Origin of the sequence: Homoserinibacter sp. YIM 151385, assembly GCF_027912415.1 — a bacterium.
GTDB lineage: Bacteria > Actinomycetota > Actinomycetes > Actinomycetales > Microbacteriaceae > Schumannella.
The window spans coordinates 913,095-931,688 of the sequence record NZ_CP115175.1 but is presented as its reverse complement, the minus strand read 5'-3'; the positions used below and the strand labels follow the sequence as shown (position 1 = coordinate 931,688).

Here is an 18,594-nt window from a genome sequence, read left to right as displayed (position 1 = left end):
CGACCCCACCATCAGGAGACCCATGAGCAGCACGGATGCCAGCACCGCAGACGCCCCCCGACCCGTCGTCGTCGCGATCGACGGACCCGCCGGCAGCGGCAAGTCGAGCGTGAGCCGTGCGGCGGCGCGCGCGCTCGGCTACGACTTCCTCGACACGGGCGCCGGCTACCGGGCGCTCGCGTGGCGCTCGCTCGACCTCGGCATCGAACTCGAGGACGCGGACGCCGTGCGTGCCGTGCTCGGCGGGTTCCGCTACGACGTGGAGCCCGGCGCGGACGGCGCCCGGGTGCACGTCGAGGGTCGGGAGGTCACGGAGGAGATCCGCGAGCCGCGCGTCTCCGGCGTCGTGAGCCTCGTGGCGCGCGTCCCCGAGGTGCGCGAGGCGCTCAACGTGCAGTTCCGCCGGCTCATCCGGGAGACCCCGCGGCCGGGGATCGTCGTCGAGGGGCGCGACATCACGACCGTCGTGGCGCCGGATGCGCAGGTGCGGATCCTGCTCACCGCCGACGAGGAGGTTAGAATCGCCCGACGCGCGAAGGAGCTCTCGCCCGAGCAGGCCGCCACGGCCCGCCAGCTGAGCGAGCGCGACCGGCAGGATGCCGGCGTCGTCGACTTCCTGACGGCGGCCGAGGGCGTCACGACCGTCGACTCGACCGAGCTCGACTTCGATGAGACCGTGCAGGCGGTCGTCGAGCTCGTGCGCCGGGCGGCGCAGAAGGACTAGAGGACACCATGGACGACCGCGAGCAGAGCGGGACCGGCGAGGCCGAGTTCCGCGAGCCCGAGGAGAGCGCCGAGGCGCTCGTCACCCGGCTCGAGACGATCGACGACGACGCGGCCGAGCGGCGTGCCGCATCCCTCCGCGCGGGGCTCGACGACTTCGAGCTCGACGAGGAGGACCTCGAGCTGCTCGAGGGCGCCGAGCAGGGGCCCGAGGGCATCACCTACCTCCCGGCGCTGCCGGTGCTCGCGATCGTCGGAAGGCCGAACGTCGGGAAGTCGGCGCTCGTCAACCGCATCCTCGGCCGCCGCGAGGCCGTCGTCGAGGACAAGCCGGGCGTGACCCGCGATCGCGTCACCTACAAGGCCGAGTGGCTCGGCCGCCGCTTCTCGCTCGTCGACACGGGCGGCTGGGAGCCCGATGCGCAGGGCATCAACGCCTCCGTCGCCGCCCAGGCGGAGGTCGCCGTCGATCTCGCGGACGCGGTGCTGTTCGTCGTCGACATCAACGTCGGCGCGACCGCGACCGACGAGCACGTCGTGCGGATGCTGCGCGCCTCCCGCAAGCCCGTCATCCTCGTCGCGAACAAGTCCGACGACGCCGTCAAGGACCCGCAGGCCGCCGAGCTCTGGGGCCTCGGCCTCGGCGAGCCGTGGCCGCTCTCGGCCCTCCACGGCCGCGGCGTCGCCGACCTCCTCGACCACGTCATGACCGTGCTGCCCGAGGTCTCCGCGGTCGCGAAGCAGGAGATCGGCGGGCCGCGCCGCGTCGCGATCCTCGGTCGGCCGAACGTCGGCAAGAGCTCGCTGCTCAACAAGGCCGCGGGGGAGGAGCGCGTCGTCGTCAACGAGCTCGCGGGCACGACGCGCGACCCGGTCGACGAGCAGGTCGAGCTGGCTGGGAAGATCTGGACCTTCGTCGACACCGCGGGCATCCGCAAGCGCGTGCACCTCCAGCAGGGTGCCGACTTCTACGCCTCGCTCCGCACGAGCGCGGCGCTCGAGAAGGCGGAGGTCGCGGTCGTCGTCATCGACGTCACCGAGCCCGTCTCGGTGCAGGACCTGCGCATCATCGACCTCGTGCTCGAGTCGGGCCGCGCGCTCGTCATGGCCTACAACAAGTGGGACCTCCTCGACGACGACCGCCGCCGCTACCTCGAGCGGGAGATCGAGCAGGATCTCGCGCACGTCGCCTGGGCGCCGCGCGTCAACATCTCGGCGCGCACCGGCCGGCACCTCGAGAAGCTCGTGCCCGCGCTCGAGCTCGCGCTGCAGAGCTGGGACACCCGCATCCCGACCGGCAAGCTCAACGCGCTCATCGCGGAGCTCACGGCGGAGCACCCGCACCCCGTGCGCAGCGGCAAGCAGCCGCGCGTGCTCTTCGGCACGCAGGCCTCGACGCGCCCGCCGACCTTCGTGCTCTTCACGACCGGCTTCCTCGACCCGCAGTACCGCCGCTTCATCACGCGGCGCCTGCGCGAGGTGTACGGCTTCGAGGGCACCCCCATCGAGGTCAACATGCGCGTGCGGGAGAAGCGCAAGCGCGAGCGCTAGGCCCTCGCGCCCGTCGCCCGCCCCGTCCGGCCCCTCCCGCTCGGGGGGTGTACCGGCGCGGTCTCCTCCGGGTACGGTGTGCTCACCGGAGCGGAAGGGGGACCGCGTGACCGAGTCGAGCACGAGCGCGTCCCGTCGTGCCCTGCTGGGGCTCGGCGGCGTCGCCGCGCTCTCCGCGCTGGCCTCGCAGGCATCGGCCGCCTCCGCCGCGCCGCTCGCCGCCGCACCGGCATCCGCGCCCGCGCCGGCCTCCGCCTCCCGACCGCCGGCCTCGCCCCGCGCCGTCGCCTTCCGCCCCATGCTCGGCGGCGGGCCGTCGACGGCGGATGAGAGCGCGGCGCTCGGCATGCCGGCCGCGGCGGCCGCCGAGGTGCCGGTCGGGAAGCAGTACACGACCTTCCGCGCCGCGGCGCTCGCCGCCCGCCGCACCCCCACCCCCCTCTTCGACGCCGGCACCGCGAAGTCGCACCTGCTGCGCCGCGCGACCTTCGGCCCTCGCGCGAAGGACGTCGCCGACCTCAAGAAGCTCGGCATCGACGGCTGGCTCGAGCGCCAGCTCAACCCGACGAAGATCGCCCAGACGGACGCCGCCGCCTGGACCTCGTTCCCGCTCGCCTTCGGCTCGAGCGCGAAGATCCTCGCGAACAGCAAGGACTACAGCTGGGACGGGATGCTGCAGACCTGCTACGCGGCGCTCGGCCTGCAGGTCTTCTCGAACCGCCAGCTCTTCGAGATCACGGTCGACATCTTCGCCAACCACCTCCACGTCCCGATGCCGGGCGAGCAGTGGGCGACCGGCCCCGACTACCTCAAGAACGTCATCCGCAAGCACGCCTTCGGCAAGTACTCGAGCATGCTGCGCGCGGCGATGAAGCACCCGGCGATGCTGAGCTACCTCAACAACGACGAGTCGCGGAAGGCCCACGTCAACGAGAACCTCGGGCGCGAGCTGCTCGAGCTCCACACGGTCGGGATCGCGGGCGGCTACACCGAGGACGACGTCAAGAACAGCGCGCGCATCCTCTCGGGCCGCTCCTGGGAGGGCTGGCTCGAGCGCTACCGCTCGACCTACGGGCAGTACCGCTACAAGGCAAACGACCACTACGTCGGCGCCGTGAAGGTGCTCGGATTCACGCACGAGAACGCGAGCGCGAGCGGCGGCGAGGCGGTCGGCGACGCCTACCTCGATTACCTCGCCCGGCACCCCGCGACGGCGCAGAAGATCGCCCGCAAGATCGCCGTGCGCTTCGTCTCCGACTCGCCGAGCAGCGACCTGGTGAACCGTCTCGCGGCCGTCTATCTCAAGCACGACACCGACATCCGCCAGGTCGTGCGCGCCGTGTTCCTCTCGAGCGACTTCTGGTCGGCGACGGGGATGCGGATGCGGCGCCCGCTCGAGGACGCGGTCGGCGCGGCGCGCGTGCTCGGCGTGACGCGCGGCACCGACGTCAAGAAGGCGCTGAGCCACCTCTACTGGTCGCTCAACGAGTCCGGGCAGACGCCGTACGGCTGGATGCCGCCCAACGGCTATCCGGACGTCGCGGCCGCCTGGCTCGGCGCGGGCGCCATGATCAGCCGCTGGAACGTGCACCGGAACTTCATCTGGTGGGGCTACGCCTTCGGCCGCACCGAGGCCCACAAGCTCGTGACCCAGACCACGACCATGACCGCCGACGCCTGGCTCCGCGCGATCTCGACGAAGCTCCTCGGCGTCCCCATGAGCGAGGCGCACCGCCGGGCGGTGCTCGCCGGCGCCGACCTCCGACCGGGGGATGTCATGCGCAGCCACTGGTGGAAGTCGGGTCGCGCGGTCGCGCTCGTGCTCGACTCCCCGTACTTCCAGCTCCGCTAGCCAGGAGGATCCGATGAGCGAGACCGTGAGCGCGCAGGACGACGCGATCCTGCGATCCATGCACCCCGACTGCACCGACTGGCAGACGCTCGGCCCGACGACTCGCGACGCCGCCATCCGCGCCGTCGCCGCGGGCGCCGAGCGCGAGAAGCACCAGCGCAAGGCGGCCTGGTCGAAGGGCTTCAACCGCCGCACCTTCCTCAAGGCGGGCATGGGGGTCGGCGTCGCGGCGCTCGGCTCGCAGCTCGTCACGAGCCGCGTCTCCTACGCCTCGGCGGCGACGCCCTCGAACGGCACCCTCGTCGTCATCTTCCTCCGCGGCGGTCTCGACGGGCTCTCGCTCCTCGTGCCCGACAACGACCCGTACCTCCTCAAGAAGCGGCCCGGCATCCTCGCCCGGAGCAGCGCGACGAACCAGCTCATCCCGATGGGGCGCGGCTTCGGCCTGCACCCCTCGATGAAGCCGCTGAAGCCGCTCATCGACCGCGGGCAGCTCGCGGTCGTCCCGGCGGTCAGCACGCCCGACCTGACGCGCTCGCACTTCCAGGCGCAGGACTGCCTCGAGCGCGGCTCCTCGAACTCGCTCACGACGGGCTGGCTGGATCGCGTGCTCGAGGCGGCGGGACCGGGGACGACCTTCCGCTCGGTCGCGGTGGGCGGCACCCTGCCCCGATCGCTCATGGGCGAATCGAGGTCGCTCGCGATGCGGGATCTCGACAGCCTCAAGATCAACGTCGACGCGCGCGAGGTCGGCGTCACGCGCGACGCCCTCGAGCGGCTCTACACGGGGCTCGACCACCCGATCGCGGCCCAGGCGGAGCTCGTGCTCTCCGCCCTCGACACCGCGAAGGCGATCCGCGACGCCCGCCCCGCGGCGCCCGCCGTCGTCTACCCGGAGAACAGCAACTTCGCCGACGCCCTCGCCTCGCTCGCCGAGCTCATCAAGGCGGGCGCCGGGGTCCGCGTCGCCTGCATCGACGTCGGCGGCTGGGACACGCACACCGGGATGGGGACGGTCGACGGCGGCGACATGAAGCGCCAGCTCGACGACCTCGCGGCGTGCCTGCGCGCCTTCACCGACGACCTCGGCGCCGACCACCTCGGGAACACGACGGTCGTCACGATGAGCGAGTTCGGGCGCCGCGTCGAGCAGAACGCGAGCGGCGGGACCGACCACGGGCACGGCGGCGCGGTCCTCGTGCTCGGCGGCGGGGTCAGCGGCGGCGTCAAGGGCCGCTGGGACGGGCTCGACGACGCGAAGCTCGCGAACGACGAGGGCGACATCCCGGGCTGGAACGACTACCGCGACGTGCTGACGGAGGTCGTGACGACGCGCCTCGACATCAGCCAGGGCGCCATGTCGAGCGTCTTCCCGTCCTGGAGCCCGAGCGCGATCGGGGTCATGGCCTAGGCCGTGCGCGAATCGGCCCGATCCGGCGTTCCCGAGCGGGGCTCGCGTCAGTAGACTGGCGCGACCCGAACGGAGTCCCCCATGGTCGAGCCCGCAGCCCCCCTGACCCTCGACGAGGCGGCCCGGCGCGTCGTACGCGAGCGCCGCCTCCTCATCGCCGTCATCCTCGTCGCCGTGCTCGCCGCCGGCGTGATCGGCTTCCTCTGGCCGAGCCGCTACGAGGCGACCGCGACGCTGACGGTCGAGCCCGTCGCCGTCGTCGACCCCGGCTCGAGCGCGACCGTCAACATGGAGACCGAGCGCGTCGTCGCGACCTCGACCGAGGTCCTGGGGCCGGCCGCCGAGTCGCTCGGCGGCACGAGCCCCGAGGCGCTCGCGGGCGCGCTCGAGGTCCTCGTGCCCCGCGGATCCCAGGTCCTGGAGTTCACGGTCACGGATGCCGTCCCGGCCCGCGCCGCGGAGGCCGCGAATGCGATCGCCGAGTCCTACCGCGAGCAGCGGGTCGCGAACGCGGAGGGCATCGTCCAGCAGGCGGAGTCGAATCTGACGGACCGGATCGCGGAGCTCGAGGCGCGCCTCGACGGGACGGCGGACGACAGCGCGACCGCACGATCGCTCGAGCTCCAGATCCAGACGCTCCAGGAGCGGCTCGCGCTCGTCGTCTCGAACACCTTCTATCCCGGCAGCGTCGTGAGCCCCGCGACGACGCCGACGGACGCGACGAAGCCGTCGATCCTCATCTTCCTCGCGGGCGGAGCGTTCCTCGGGCTGCTCGTCGGCGTCTTCGCGGCGCTGCTGCGGCGCCGGCCGGAGGATGCGGTGCCGGCGCCGGCGCCGGCGCCCGCACCGGCTGCGGCGACCCCGGCGGCCGCGGAGGCGGACGCCGCCGCGTCGGTCACGGCGTCGCCCGCGGCCTCGCCCGAGGCTCCGGCGGCCGAGCCCGAGGCGGGCAAGGCGGCGGGGAAGCCGGCTGAGGGCGAGCCGGCGCCCGCGCCCCGTGCGACGCCCGCGAAGCGCGCCCCCGCGAAGCGCACCGGCGGGACGACCGCGAAGCGTCCGAGTCGCGGCGCGTCGAAGCCCGGGCGCTCCTGAGCGGTGCCGCTCAGCCGGCGGGCCAGAGCTCGCGGGCGATGCCCGCCGTCGAGCGGATGTTGCCGTGCGAGGAGGCGCCGAAGACGACCGCCTCGATCTCGGGCCGGTCCCGCACCCACTCGAATGCCTCGCGCGGCGCGATCGCACCGGAGGCGAGCACCGACATCGCGATCGGCCGGAAGCGCCGCTCCGCGAGCGCGCGCTCGTAGCCCTCGATGCCGCCCGCCATCCGGAAGCCGATCGCGTTCATGTTCGCGCAGACGATCGGGTTCTCGACGCCCGCGCGGTCGAGCTCGTCGAGGAGCATCGGGAGGTTCATCGTGATGAAGCCGGGCTCGGCGCCGTAGCGGGTGCGGACGTGCTCGGCGAAGATCCGGAACGCGTCCGTGAAGCCGAGGCCGAGCAGCAGGTCGACCACGACGTTCTGCAGGAAGATCACCGGCGTCGAGAGCCCCTCGAACATCCGCATCTCGCTGTCGACGAGCACCGTGACGATGCCCTCGATGTCCTTCGCCGCGAGCGAGCGCCCGGACCGCAGCGCGGTGCTCAGCAGGCCCTCGCTCGGCATGAACCGCCTGAGCGCGCCGAGCATGCCGTCCTGCGTCACCGCGTTGGCGTACTTGTGGGCGTAGGGCATGCAGGGATAGAAGCGGTAGTCGGGGTAGCGCTCGGGGTTCCGGCGCACGTGGTCCGCGATCTCGGCGATCCGCTCGTGCGTCGTGCACATGAAGGTGCGGATGCCCTCCGCGTAGGCGGCGTCGAGGACCTCGACGATCGCCTCGGTCGACTGGAAGCGCATGGCCTGTGCGCGCGCCTTCTCCTCCGACATGTGGTTCACGCCGAAGAACTGGTTGTCGCCGAAGAGGAGGCGGTCGATGGGCGCGCTCACGACGCGCTCCTCGCCGCGCGGCGGAACAGGCCGCGTCGGGGGGTCGGCGCCGCGGCGCCGGCCGCCGCGAGACCGCCGGCCGGGAGCGAGGCGGACTCGGCGGCGGTGCCGGCCTCCGCATCCCGGAGGATGCGATCGATCACCCGGTCGGTCACGGCGGCGCTCGCGAAGGAGCTCTCGCCCGGGCGGCCCGCGGCGACCGCGCGGACGAAGTCGTCGAGCTGGGCCGAGTACTCCTCCCCGCGGAGATAGAACCAGACGGGCTCGGTGAGCTCGGTCGTGTAGCGCACGTTCCAGCCCGGCGAGTAGCCCTCGACGGCGGGTGCCGTGTCGCGGAGGTAGACCTGGATCTCCTGGCGGTCGGCGACGATGCGGCCCGCCGAGCCCCAGACGCTGAGCTTCGTCGTCATCTTGCGCTGCGACTCGTCGGACCAGTTGACCGAGAGCTGGGCGGTGACGCCGCCCGGCCAGCGCAGCGTGCTGTAGACCTCGTCATCGGTCTCGGCCGAGAAGATGCTGCCGAGCACGGAGCCGCGCGCCGACTCCGCCTCGCCGAAGCACCAGGCGAGGAGGTCGAGCGGGTGGGCGGCGTAGTCGTAGAGGCAGCCGCCGCCGACGCCGCGCCGGCTGCGCCAGGTCGAGCCCTTCGGCTTCAGCACGACGGGGCCGTAGGACTCGGCGAGCGCGTGCGACACGGTGCCGATCGCGCCGGCCTCGAGCAGGCGGTGCAGCTCGCGGAAGGCGCCGACGAAGCGGTTGTGGTACCCGACCGCCGTGACCAGCCCGCGCTCCTCGGCGAGACGCGACAGCTCGGTCGACTCCTCGCCGGAGAGGGTCAGCGGCTTCTCGCAGAAGACGTGGATGCCGCGCTCGATCGCCGTGCGGACGAGGGCCGCGTGGGAGGCCGTCGGCGTCGCGATGACGATCGCCTCGGGCCGGGCCTGATCGAGCATGCGCTCCACGTCGGTGAAGGTCGGCAGGCCGGTGTACTTGCCGAGCACGTCGAGGACGTAGGCGGCGGAATCGCAGACGCCGACCACGCGGACATCCGGGTGCGCTCGGACCATCGACAAGTGGGACAAGCCCATCTTGCCGACGCCGACGAGGGCGACGTCGACCACGGGTTCTCCATTCGGGGGAGTGCGGCCGCTGGGGGTGACGGCCGGATGACATGGAGTTTACTCAAGAACGTCCTCCGGGTATACAGTTCATCCACGAGGGGGCTCGACGCGAGGAGGTGCGCTGTGACCGCCCGGACCCCCCGGCTGCTCTGGGAGCTGAAGTCGCGGCTCGCGCAGGGCCCCGTCCGCGCCGCATCGCGGGCCATGATCGAGGCCGAGCGACTCGATCCCGAGCTGCTGCGACAGCGGTCGATCGAGCGCGGCATGGCCCTCGCGCAGCATGCCGCCGAGACGGTGCCCTTCTACCGCGAGCTGTATGCCGCCGTCGGCATCGGACCAGCCGAGCTGCGCGATCCCGAGGTCTTCGATCACCTCCCGACCGTCGACAAGGCCACGCTGCGCGAGGCGGGTGACGCCGTGCTCGACCCCGCACGCCCCGCCTCCGATCGCCTCCCCTCTGCGACAGGCGGCTCGACCGGGCAGCCGCTGCTCGTCCGCCACGACCGACGCGCGCCCACCGCCGCCATGTGGTGGCGTGTCTACGGGTGGTGGGGCGTGCACCCCGCCGACGACCATGCCTTCGTGCAGCGCGATCGGCGCTCCGCCGCGGCCCGGCGGCGCGAGCGTCTCGAGTGGTGGCCGAGCCGGCGCACCGTGCTCGACGCCACCCGCATGACGCCCGCCGCGATGGACGCGTTCCTCGACGAGCTCGCGGAGCGACGCACGGCGCTCCTCAACGGCTACGTCGGGGGCGTCCACGAGCTCGCGCGTCACGCCGCCGAGCGGGGGCGCCGCATCCCCGGGCTCCGCGCCGTCGGCATCACGGCGGCACCCGCGACCGCCGCCCAGCGCGCCGAGATCGAGGCCGCGCTCGGGGCGCCCGTGCACGATCAGTACCGCTCCGCCGAGGTCCCGTGGATGGCGGCCGAGTGCGCCGAGCGGGAGGGCCTTCATGTGCTCGCCGACCATCGCATCCTCGAGATCCTCGCGGCGGACGGCCGCCCCGCGGCGCCCGACGAGACGGGGGAGGTCGTCGTCACCGATCTCGCGAACGGCGTCCAGCCGATCATCCGCTACCGCCTCGGCGACCGCTCGGCACTGCTCGACGGCGTCTGCGCCTGCGGGCGCACGCTGCCGCGCATCCGCGCCGTCGAGGGGCGCGTGAGCGACGTGCTCCGCCTGCCCGACGGGCAGCGGATCGCGGGCGGCCTCACGGGGCTCTTCAACGCGCGACCGGATGCCGTGAGCCAGTTCCAGATCGTGCAGTCGGCCGACCGCTCGGTGCGGATCGACTGGCGGCCCGGGGCCGCAGCGGACGCCGAGGCGGTCGTCGAGGAGGCGGTCGCCGAGCTGCGCCGCATCGTCGGGGGTCAGGTGCCGGTCACCGCCCGTCGCGCCGAGCAGCCTATCGCGCACGACGGCGGCAAGTCGCGCGTGATCCGATCGGAGGTCGTCGATGTCTGAGTCCGCGCCGCAGCCCGCCGCCCGGCCCGCCGAGCACCCCGGCGTCACGGTCGTCGTGCCGACGCACGACCGGCCCGAGCTCATGGCACTCGCGGTGCGGAGCGTGCTCGAGCAGGATCACGAGGGGCCGATCGAGGTCGTCATCGTCTTCGACGCGGCCGAGGTGTGCATCCCCGAGCTCGTGGTGCCCGCCGGCCGCTCGATCCGCGGGGTGCCGAACAGCCGGACCCGTGGCCTCGCCGGAGCCCGCAACACCGGCATCCTCGAGGCCACGACGGAGCTCGTCGCCTTCCTCGACGACGACGACGTCTGGCTGCCGGCCAAGCTCCGGCGGCAGCTCGAGCGGCTCCGCGACGATCCCGCCGCGCTCCTGGTCGGCACCGCGATGCTCGTCGACGACGGCGAGCGGATCCACGAGCGGCTCGTCGGCGCCGAGCTCGTCGAGCGGCCGCAGCTCATCGCGAACCGGCTCCCCGGCCTCCACTCCTCGAGCCTCCTGTTCCGTCGCGAGGCGCTCCTCGGTGAGCTCGGCCTCATCGACGAGGAGCTGCCGATCAGCTACGGCGAGGACTACGACATCCTGCTCCGCACCGCCGCGATCGCGCCCGTGCGGGTCGTCGACGAGCCGCTCGTGAAGGTGCGCTGGACGGGGGAGTCGCACTTCATGGGGAAGTGGGCGAAGTACGCCGAGGCGCTGCGCTACCTGCTGCGCAAGCACCCCGACTTCCTCGACGCGCCTAGGCCGCTCGGCCGCATCCAGGCGCAGGTCGCCTTCGCGCTCGCGGCGAGCGGGCAGCCCGCGGTGGCGCGGCGCTGGGCCAGACGCGCCCTCCGCAACGATCCGCGGCAGCTCAAGGCGGCGATCGCGATCGCGATCTCGCTCCGGCTCGTGACGCCGGATCGCGTCGCCCGCGTCGCGCGGCGCTTCGGCAAGGGGATCTGATGCGCGTGCTCATCGTCTGCTCCTCGGGCGGGCACCTCACGCAGGCGCTCGCCCTGCGGCCGTGGTGGGGCGCGCACGAGCGGCGCTGGGTGACCTTCCCCGTCGAGGACGCCCGCTCGCGCCTCGCCGAGGAGGACGTCGTCGAGTGCCACTACCCGACGGTGCGGAACCTGCCGAACCTCATCCGCAACGTGGGACTCGCGCGTCGGGTGCTCCGCGAGTTCCGGCCCGACATCGTGCTCTCGACGGGCGCCGCGATCGCGCTCCCCTTCTTCGCGCAGGCGCGCCGACATGGCGCGGCGACGGTCTACATCGAGCCCGTCGACCGCATCGCCCGGCCGTCGCTCAGCGGCCGGCTCACCTACCCGTTCGCGGACCGCTTCCTCGTGCAGTGGCCGCAGCTGCGCGAGCACTATCCCGGTGCCGAGGATGTGGGGATGATCCTGTGACCGAGCCGCTCGTCGTCGTGAGCGCCGGCACCTACCATCTGCCGTTCACGCGGCTCATCGAGTGGGTCGAGCGGTGGACGGCCGCGCATCCCGAGGCGCGCGTCGTCGTGCAGCACGGGCCGACGAGACCTGTCGCGGGGGCGGAGAACCACGAGATCCTGCCGTACTCGGCGCTCCTCGAGCTGTGCCGTGCGGCGGATGCGGTGGTCCTCCAGGGCGGGGCCGGCGGCATCATGGACCTCCGCGCGCTCGGTCGGCGGCCCATCGTCGTGCCGCGGGTGCCGGTCGACGACGAGGTGGTCGACGACCATCAGCTGCGCTTCGCGGAGGTCGCGGACTCGCTCGGGCTCATCCACATGGCGCTCGCGGAGGAGGAGCTGCACGCGGCGCTCGACGGCGTGCTCGGCGGCACCCTCCCGAGCGCCGTGTCGGCGGAGGTCGAGGTGCCGGGTATTGGGACGGTCGCCGCGATGCTCGCGTCGCCGCCGTCAGCCCTGCCTCGCCGCGAGCGCGGACGGCGGCTTCGTCGGAGCGTCCGCGGGATCCTCGCCGACCGCCGCGGGCGCTGAGGGCTCGGGAGGGATGCCGCCGCCGTCGGCGGTGTCGCGGTCGCGCCGGCCGAGGAGCGAGTGCAGCACGCGGTCGAGGCCGAGGCGCCGTCGGAGCAGCCAGAGCACGAGCAGGTAGGGCACGGCGAGGGCGGCGAGCGCGAGCAGGGCGCGCCACGGGCTCGCCCCGACGAGGGGTCCGAGCAGGAGACCGGGACCGCCGACGAGCACGAGCGGGATCGCGGCGGGGAGGAGCAGGCGCCCCGGCTCGAGCCGCACGCGCATCCTCCGATGCACCTGCCAGGCGGCGAGCCCGAGATCGACGAGCATCGCGGCCGTCCAGGCGATCGCGGCGCCCCACAGCCCGATGAGCGGGAGGAGGGCGAGGTTCGCCGCGACGGCGACCGCGAGCGCCGCGGCCTTGTTGCCGAGCTGCCACGAGGCATGCCCGCCCTGCAGGAGCACGCTCTGCAGCATCCCCGTCGAGCTCTGGACCATGGCCGCCACGGCGATGACGGCGAGGACGCCCGCGCCCGCGGCGAACTCGGGGCCGAAGACGGCGAGGACCGCGGGCGCGAAGACGGCGAGACCCAGGTAGAAGGGCCAGGCCATGAGGATCATGACGCGGGTGACGGCCGTATGCAGGCGGCTCGCCTCGGCGACGTCGCCGAGGGCGAGGAGCGTCGAGATGCGGGGTGCGACGGCGATGCGCATCGCGCGGTCGACGACCTGCCCGGCGCGCACGCTCCGCGTGACGACCGCATAGACGCCGGCGGCCGCGGGGGAGGCGATGGCGGCGACGAGGAGCACGTCGGCCCACTCGGCGGCGGTCTCGAGCGCCGCGCCGACGCCGCGCGCGGAGCTGAAGCGCCAGAACTCCCGTGCGTGCGCGCCCGTCGAGCCGCGCGCGGCGCGGCGCTCGCGCCAGTCGCGCAGGAGCGGGCGGACGAGCAGGGCGATCGTGACGAGGAGCACGAGCGGGACGGGTGCGAGCCAGGCCGCGACCGCCGTCTGCGAGCCGAGTCCGAGGGCGAGCGCCGCGAGCACGGCGCCGAGGCGCGCGAGCGGCAGCAGCACGCTCTGCAGCAGCGTGAAGGCGGCGACGCCGTTGACCATGCGGGTGACGGTGTGGAGCACACCCATGGCCGCGGCGATCACGAGATAGGGGGCGAGGATGCGGAGGAGCTCGGCGAGGCGGCCGTCTCCGCCCAGCGCCCCCGCGAGCTGCTCGGCGGCGAGCCAGACCGCGAGCCCCGTGAGCGCGGAGGCGACGAGGACGGGCAGCACGGCGACGAGCGCCGTGCGCCAGAGCTCGCCGCGCGCGCCGACGGCCCGCTGCTCGGCGACGACGCGCACGATCGCGCTGTTCGTCCCGAGCTTGAGGGCCTGCGTGATCACGGTGAAGACGGCGACCGCCTGGAAGAAGCGGCCCGTGCCCTCCGCGCCCGCGCCGTTGCCGAGCACGACCGCGAGCGCGAGGGCGGCGAGCGCGGCGACCGCCGAGCCGACCAGGCTCGTGAGCCCGCCGCGGGCGAGGGACTCCCGGCGCTCAGGCACGCGAGCCCCCTGCCTCGGGGATCGCGCGCGGGCCGTGCCACCACGCGGATGCCGGGTCGGCGCGCTCGCGGAGGAGGACCGCGAGGACCAGCCCGATCGTGAGCATGTGCCGGTCGAGCCCGTAGTAGGTGCTCATGGCGAGCGCCGCGACGACGCTCGCATGCAACCACAGCCCGGTGTCGTCCGGGACGCCCCACGTGCGCGCGATCCCGCCGACGAGGAACCAGAGGAGCAGCGCGAGGCCGACGAAGCCGAAGCAGAACATCGCGTTCCACACCATCCCCTGCGTGCCGACGGAGATCTCGCTCCAGGTGGAGGGCCGCGGGGCGCCCCAGCCGAGGACCGGCGACTCGAGGGTCCGCCGCAGCGTCTCCTCGTAGAGCAGCGAGCGCCCCTCGGTCGTGTCGACGGTCTCCTGACGGTTCACGATGGCCGCCGCGAAGCCCGACAGCACGAGGAGCAGGGCCATGCCTGCGGCGAGGATCGCGACCGCGAGCACCTGCGCGAGGGCGCCGCGCGCGAGCGCCCGGACGAGCACGTAGGCGACCGCGATCGCGACGCCGACGAAGAGGCCGCGGTTGCTGCTCGCGATCGCGGGCGGGACGGCGGCGAGCGAGCCGAGCACGACGACGAGCACCGAGCGGGAGCTCCGGCGCAGCGCCGCGTTCGCGACGGCGACCGGTGTCAGGATCGCCATGGCCGCGCCCCAGCCGTTCGTGTAGGCGTACGGCGCCGAAGGGCGCACGAAGGGCTCCTCGGCGCCCCACGGCGTCTGCACCTCCGCGAAGGGCGGGAACACGAGGTCGCTGACGTACTCGTTCTCGCGGATCGCGGAGGGCAGGAGCTGGCCGATGGTCTGGGTGAGCGTGATCTCGGGCCAGAGCACGCCGAGCCAGCCCCCGAGGATCACGAAGACCCAGGTGAAGGTGAGGCCCGCGACGATGCGCCGGAGGGTGAGGGTGGTGGCGGCGCTCACGACGTAGAGCAGGATGACCGCGATCGAGGCGAACTGCGCGAAGCGCACGCCGAAGCCGATCATGCGGCCCATCGAGTCGAGCATGAGCGCGCAGGGGACCATCCACACGACGAAGGCGATCCAGGGCATGATCCCGGGCGGCACGGAGACCCGCCGGAGCGTGAGGAGCGCGGCCATCGGGAGCGCCATGACGACGCTCGCGAAGGGGAGCATGCCGAGCGCCCACCACACGGGCATGCCCCAGAGCAGGACGAGCACGGGCCACGCGGGCAGGGGCCGCGCAGCGGCGGGGGCGGCGGGGGCGCTCGCCGAGGTGGCGGGAGCGGGCCGGGGCGCGCGCGCGGCGACACGCCCCGGCCGGGTGAGCGCGGTGCTCATGCCGCGGCGAGCGCCCGGTACTTGCGCCGGACGGAGGCGGCCGCGGCCGCGAGGGTGAGGAGGAACAGCCCCGCGTACCCGGCCGTGAAGAGCACCGGCACCGCGAGCAGGGGGACGAGGAGGTAGAGGAACGCGGTGTCGAGCGGCAGCTTCACGACCGAGACCCACCAGGGTGCGTGCTGCGGGCTCGCGGGCGCGGGGGCGCCGAGCTTCTCGGCGAGCGTCTGCGCGAAGAACCAGCCGGAGGCGAGTGCCGCGAAGGCGAGGGCGAGCCCGGAGACCCAGAGGGGCTCGCCCTCGCGCAGCAGGGCGGCCGCGAGCGCGAGGTGCACGGCGGGCAGCCGGATCGCGTCGACGACGTGATCGAGCCACTCGCCGGCGACGCTCGAGGCGCCGGTCAGACGCGCGAGCTGGCCGTCGGCCGAGTCGAGCGCGTAGCCGAGGAGCAGGAGCGCGGCCGCGATCGTCGACCACAGCCACTCGTGCGGCGCGACGAGGATGACGGCGAGCCCGGCAGCCGAGGCGAGCCCGCTCAGGACCGTCACCGCGCTCGGCGTGAGCCTCGCGACGGCCGCGGCCGCCGCGAGCTCCCGGCCGAGGGCCCGGTTCACCCAGCGGAGATAGGCGGGAACGCCGTAGCCGGGCTTCTGGTGCGCGCGCAGGCGCGCGGACGCCTCCCGCCGCGTGAGCCGCGACGGTGAGGCGCCCGCATGCCGGGCGGTGTCGATCGCCACCGTCAGCCCCGGGTCGCGGTGAGCGCGAGGTCGAACGACACGCTGGGCGTGCTGCGGTAGTTGAGGTGCGTCGAGGCGGCGATCGTGTTCGCGCCGTCGACGAGCACCCCCGCCGGGATCTCGAAGACCGCCGTGTTCGCGGCGGCCGAGGCGAAGCTCGGCGCGGCGCTCGCGTAGCTGTTCTGCGTGAGGGTGCCCGCCGGGAGGTTGCGCCGACCGATCTCCTGGCCGTTGACGTAGACGACGACGCCGTCGTCCGCGCGCACGGTGACCTTCGCGCCGCTCAGCTCGGCGGCATCCTCGACCTGGACGGTGCGCACGAACTGCGCGCTGAGCGGTCTCGGCGTCGGCGCGCCGACCGTGAGGTCGGTGCCGACCGCACCGCCCCAGCCGAGGACCGCGGGGGCCTCGGGCCAGGCGCTCGCGTCGAAGCCGGCCGCGTTCCAGCCCGCGGGCCAGGCGGCGGAGTCGAAGCGCCAGTGCCAGCTCGAGCCGGTCTCGATGAGGGTGACGGCCTCGGGGTCCGGCTCCGGCTCGGGGTCGGGTGCGCTGAGCTGCAGCTTGGTGGTCGAGGCGGAGCGGTTCTGCCCCGCATCCACGGCGCGGACGAAGAAGCGGTCGCTCGGGACCGCCTCGGCGACCTGGAAGCTCCGGGCGGTCGTCGTGCCGATGACGCGGTCGTTCCGCAGCACCTCGTAGCCGGTGACGGCGCGGTCGTCGCTCGAGGCGCCCCAGCTCAGCGTCGCGCCCGCGCCCGACGCCGTGATCGCGGGCGAGCCCGGCCGCGTCGGGGCCTGCGTGTCACGCGCCCGGAATCGGGCGAAGCCGCCCGACCACTGGTTCGCCTCGCCGGCCCGGACCGAGCGGCTCAGGTCGCCGCCCGCCCAGAGCGTGCCGCGCGAGTCCTGGAACAGCGCCCAGACCCCGAAACCGCGCCGCGCCTGCATGAGCGGGGCGAAGTCCTGCGCGTAGGTGCCGCTCGCCGTGTCCCAGGCCCCGAAGAGGCTGATCTTGTCGGCCTGCGTCCACCCGGTGCCGACGCCGTCCCAGGTGTAGGCGTTCGAGTAGACCCAGTCGCCGCAGTGGCAGCCGCCGAAGACGAGGCCGCCGTCTCGGGAGGCCTCCACGGCCTGGAAGTCGCCGCCGGCCTTCGTGATGAAGCCGGTCTGCCGCTGGAAGCCCTGCCGCTCGTAGCCGAAGAGGCTGTGCTCCGAGCCGCCGAGCCAGACCTTGCCGCCGGCCTCGGCGACGCCGAGCTGCCAGATGTTGCCGGCGTAGTCGGCGCCCGGCTTGCTGAACTGCGGCAGCCAGACCGGCTGGACGACGGGCGCCCCCGCGGTCGTCTGGATCGCCGTGCCGGAGGGCGTGAAGACCTGCCCGCTCTGCTTGAAGTAGCCGGAGAAGTAGGCGCGGTCGCCGGCCTTCGCCGCCTCGACGCCGACCGAGGTCCCGTTGAGGAGCGGGTTCCACGAGCCGTCCGGGACCCCGGTCCGCACGTTGACGCGCCCGCCGTTCCAGGCGCTCGCCGCCTGCCCGTTCGGTCGGACCCAGTGCGTGAAGGCCCCGGAGAGGTAGAGCCAGTCGCCCTCGATCGACATGCCGCGCACGCTCGCGACGCCGCCGGTGTTGCGGTGCTGCACGTCGAGCTGCCAGCCGGTCGAGGTCGCACCCGTCGCGGGGTCGAGGATCACGAAGGGCGAGCGGGCCTGGCCGTTCACCTGCGTGAAGGCGCCGCCAACCGCGAGACGCCCGTCCGGGAGCGCGGCGAGCGCCTTGACCTGCTCGTTGAGGACGGGACGGAAGCCCGGCTTGAACTCGCCCGTGTCGACGTCGAAGGCGGCGAGATAGCGCTGCTCGACGCGGTCGGCACCGGCCTCCGTGCGCTGGACGTAGCGGAAGTTGCCGCCGACGAAGACCGTGTTCCCCACCTGGGCGAATGCCTGCACCTCGGTCGAGAGCTCCGAGTCGCGTCCGTTCGCGAGGCCCTGCACGCCCCACGTCGTGGTGATCGCCTCGCTCTCGGGGAGCGGGGTGCGCTCGATCGCCGTCGTGCCCGCGTCCTGGATCGCCGGATACGCGAGGTCGGCGGTCATGAGACGCGGCCGCAGCATCATCTGGGCGAAGGGTCGCGCGTTGCCGCCGCCGTTCGTCGAGGAGTAGAGGTAGGTGGAGGCCGAGTTCGTTCCGGTGACGCTCGCCCCGTAGGCGAGTCCGCCGACATAGGCCTGCGCCTGCGGTGCGTTCGTGTCGACGCGGCGGAAGGCGTTGTCGCCGCCGAAGCTGTTCGTCTGGCCGCCCGAGCCCGTGAGGCCGTCGAAGGTGTAGCTCGCGACGCGGTGCTCGGCGCCGAAGGTCCACACCCAGCGGTCGCGGCTCTGGTACTTGAACCGGACCTCCTGCCAGGCGGTGCCGGCGGCATCCCGCGCCCGGCGGATGCGGATGCCGTCCGTCAGCGAGTCGACGCGGCGGTTGTCGAGGAGTGCGTCGACCGTGCGCGACGGCAGCTGGGCGACCGCGAAGGCCCCCGTGCCGCTCGGGGTGTTCCGGATCGCCGCCGGCGTGCGCAGACCCTGGTACTGCGGCTTCCAGCCGTCGCGGCCGCGGGCGATGAGGACCCATCCGCCGCCCTCCGTCTCCTGGTCGCAGTAGAACTGCTGCGGCGCGACGAGGGCGGGGGTGACGAGCCAGTAGACGCCGCTGGGCGCCGCCGGGTTGAGCTGCTTGATCTCCCAGCAGGACGCCGCGGCCGTCTGCGAGGTCATCCCGTCGGGCGCGGGGGCGGCGCTCGCCGCCGCGGGGGCGGCGAGCAGCCCGCCGATGACGGCGGCGGTCGCGGTGAGCGCGAGCGCGGCGCTGCGCAGGCGACGGGTCGGGGATGCGGTGCGAGGGATCATGGGCATTCTCGC

At 73.7% G+C, this 18,594-nt stretch carries 15 protein-coding genes; 9 read left to right on the top strand and 6 right to left on the bottom strand.

From position 1 onward, the window contains the following. Positions 1 to 22: 22 nt before the first annotated feature. The 5 genes from cmk (at position 23) to OF852_RS04450 (ending at position 6,629) form a co-directional block, all read left to right on the top strand. Positions 23 to 724, top strand: a complete 702-nt coding sequence (gene cmk / locus OF852_RS04470) for a (d)CMP kinase (protein WP_271120606.1) — start codon at positions 23 to 25, stop codon at positions 722 to 724. An 8-nt stretch (positions 725 to 732) separates the two neighbouring features. After that, positions 733 to 2,274 carry a ribosome biogenesis GTPase Der gene (der, locus tag OF852_RS04465; RefSeq protein WP_271120605.1) on the top strand — a complete coding sequence of 514 codons (1,542 nt, stop codon included), beginning with the start codon at positions 733 to 735 and terminating at the stop codon, positions 2,272 to 2,274. A 106-nt stretch (positions 2,275 to 2,380) separates the two neighbouring features. Then, positions 2,381 to 4,126 (top strand): DUF1800 domain-containing protein, encoded by a 1,746-nt coding sequence (locus OF852_RS04460; RefSeq protein WP_271120604.1) that lies wholly within the window; start codon positions 2,381 to 2,383, stop codon positions 4,124 to 4,126. Between the two features lie 13 nt (positions 4,127 to 4,139). Then, entirely contained in the window at positions 4,140 to 5,537 is a 1,398-nt protein-coding gene (locus tag OF852_RS04455) for a DUF1501 domain-containing protein (protein WP_271120603.1), read from the top strand. Positions 5,538 to 5,618: 81 nt separating this feature from the next. Continuing rightward, positions 5,619 to 6,629, top strand: coding sequence for a Wzz/FepE/Etk N-terminal domain-containing protein (locus tag OF852_RS04450; RefSeq protein WP_271120602.1), 1,011 nt, complete (start codon positions 5,619 to 5,621; stop codon positions 6,627 to 6,629). A 10-nt stretch (positions 6,630 to 6,639) separates the two neighbouring features. Here the strand turns inward: OF852_RS04450 and OF852_RS04445 are convergent, their stop codons facing one another. Together OF852_RS04445 and OF852_RS04440 are read right to left on the bottom strand one after the other, a co-directional pair. After that, complete coding sequence (locus OF852_RS04445; protein WP_271120601.1) at positions 6,640 to 7,518, bottom strand: hypothetical protein; 879 nt, start codon at positions 7,516 to 7,518, stop codon at positions 6,640 to 6,642. After that, positions 7,515 to 8,639 (bottom strand): Gfo/Idh/MocA family protein, encoded by a 1,125-nt coding sequence (locus OF852_RS04440; protein WP_271120600.1) that lies wholly within the window; start codon positions 8,637 to 8,639, stop codon positions 7,515 to 7,517. The genes OF852_RS04445 and OF852_RS04440 overlap by 4 nt, the downstream gene beginning before the upstream one ends. 123 nt (positions 8,640 to 8,762) lie before the next feature. Here OF852_RS04440 and OF852_RS04435 point away from each other — a divergent pair, with 123 nt between their 5' ends. From OF852_RS04435 to OF852_RS04420, 4 genes are read left to right on the top strand one after another with little or no spacing between them, the layout of a single operon-like run. Then, on the top strand, positions 8,763 to 10,103 hold the full coding sequence (locus OF852_RS04435; RefSeq protein ID WP_271120599.1) for a phenylacetate--CoA ligase family protein: 1,341 nt from the start codon (positions 8,763 to 8,765) through the stop codon (positions 10,101 to 10,103). Beyond that, positions 10,096 to 11,046, top strand: a complete 951-nt coding sequence (locus tag OF852_RS04430) for a glycosyltransferase family 2 protein (protein ID WP_271120598.1) — start codon at positions 10,096 to 10,098, stop codon at positions 11,044 to 11,046. The genes OF852_RS04435 and OF852_RS04430 overlap by 8 nt, the downstream gene beginning before the upstream one ends. Beyond that, positions 11,046 to 11,495: a UDP-N-acetylglucosamine--LPS N-acetylglucosamine transferase gene (locus OF852_RS04425; RefSeq protein ID WP_271120597.1), complete on the top strand. Its 450-nt coding sequence runs from the start codon at positions 11,046 to 11,048 to the stop codon at positions 11,493 to 11,495. The genes OF852_RS04430 and OF852_RS04425 overlap by 1 nt, the downstream gene beginning before the upstream one ends. Continuing rightward, positions 11,492 to 12,064: a glycosyltransferase gene (locus tag OF852_RS04420; protein ID WP_271120596.1), complete on the top strand. Its 573-nt coding sequence runs from the start codon at positions 11,492 to 11,494 to the stop codon at positions 12,062 to 12,064. The genes OF852_RS04425 and OF852_RS04420 overlap by 4 nt, the downstream gene beginning before the upstream one ends. Here the strand turns inward: OF852_RS04420 and OF852_RS04415 are convergent. Genes OF852_RS04415 through OF852_RS04400 form a run of 4 tightly spaced genes read right to left on the bottom strand, consistent with a single transcriptional unit; the run spans position 11,984 to position 18,582 of the window. Continuing rightward, positions 11,984 to 13,600, bottom strand: a complete 1,617-nt coding sequence (locus tag OF852_RS04415; protein WP_271120595.1) for a lipopolysaccharide biosynthesis protein — start codon at positions 13,598 to 13,600, stop codon at positions 11,984 to 11,986. The genes OF852_RS04420 and OF852_RS04415 overlap by 81 nt on opposite strands. Next, positions 13,593 to 14,954 carry an O-antigen ligase domain-containing protein gene (locus tag OF852_RS04410; RefSeq protein WP_271120594.1) on the bottom strand — a complete coding sequence of 454 codons (1,362 nt, stop codon included), beginning with the start codon at positions 14,952 to 14,954 and terminating at the stop codon, positions 13,593 to 13,595. Before OF852_RS04410 ends, OF852_RS04415 begins: the two co-directional genes overlap by 8 nt. Beyond that, positions 14,951 to 15,688 (bottom strand): CDP-alcohol phosphatidyltransferase family protein, encoded by a 738-nt coding sequence (locus OF852_RS04405; protein WP_271120593.1) that lies wholly within the window; start codon positions 15,686 to 15,688, stop codon positions 14,951 to 14,953. Before OF852_RS04405 ends, OF852_RS04410 begins: the two co-directional genes overlap by 4 nt. Before the next feature lie 2 nt (positions 15,689 to 15,690). Then, positions 15,691 to 18,582 carry a fibrinogen-like YCDxxxxGGGW domain-containing protein gene (locus tag OF852_RS04400; protein WP_271120592.1) on the bottom strand — a complete coding sequence of 964 codons (2,892 nt, stop codon included), beginning with the start codon at positions 18,580 to 18,582 and terminating at the stop codon, positions 15,691 to 15,693. Positions 18,583 to 18,594: the final 12 nt, after the last annotated feature.

Excerpts from the sequence above, each read along its gene's own strand:
- cmk (WP_271120606.1), top strand. The coding sequence starts at position 23 with ATGAGCAGCACGGATGCCAGCACCGCAGACGCCCCCCGACCCGTCGTC.
- der (WP_271120605.1), top strand. The coding sequence starts at position 733 with ATGGACGACCGCGAGCAGAGCGGGACCGGCGAGGCCGAGTTCCGCGAG.
- OF852_RS04455 (WP_271120603.1), top strand. The coding sequence starts at position 4,140 with ATGAGCGAGACCGTGAGCGCGCAGGACGACGCGATCCTGCGATCCATG.
- OF852_RS04450 (WP_271120602.1), top strand. The coding sequence starts at position 5,619 with ATGGTCGAGCCCGCAGCCCCCCTGACCCTCGACGAGGCGGCCCGGCGC.
- OF852_RS04430 (WP_271120598.1), top strand. The coding sequence starts at position 10,096 with ATGTCTGAGTCCGCGCCGCAGCCCGCCGCCCGGCCCGCCGAGCACCCC.
- OF852_RS04425 (WP_271120597.1), top strand. The coding sequence starts at position 11,046 with ATGCGCGTGCTCATCGTCTGCTCCTCGGGCGGGCACCTCACGCAGGCG.
- OF852_RS04410 (WP_271120594.1), bottom strand. The coding sequence starts at position 14,954 with ATGAGCACCGCGCTCACCCGGCCGGGGCGTGTCGCCGCGCGCGCGCCC.
- OF852_RS04400 (WP_271120592.1), bottom strand. The coding sequence starts at position 18,582 with ATGATCCCTCGCACCGCATCCCCGACCCGTCGCCTGCGCAGCGCCGCG.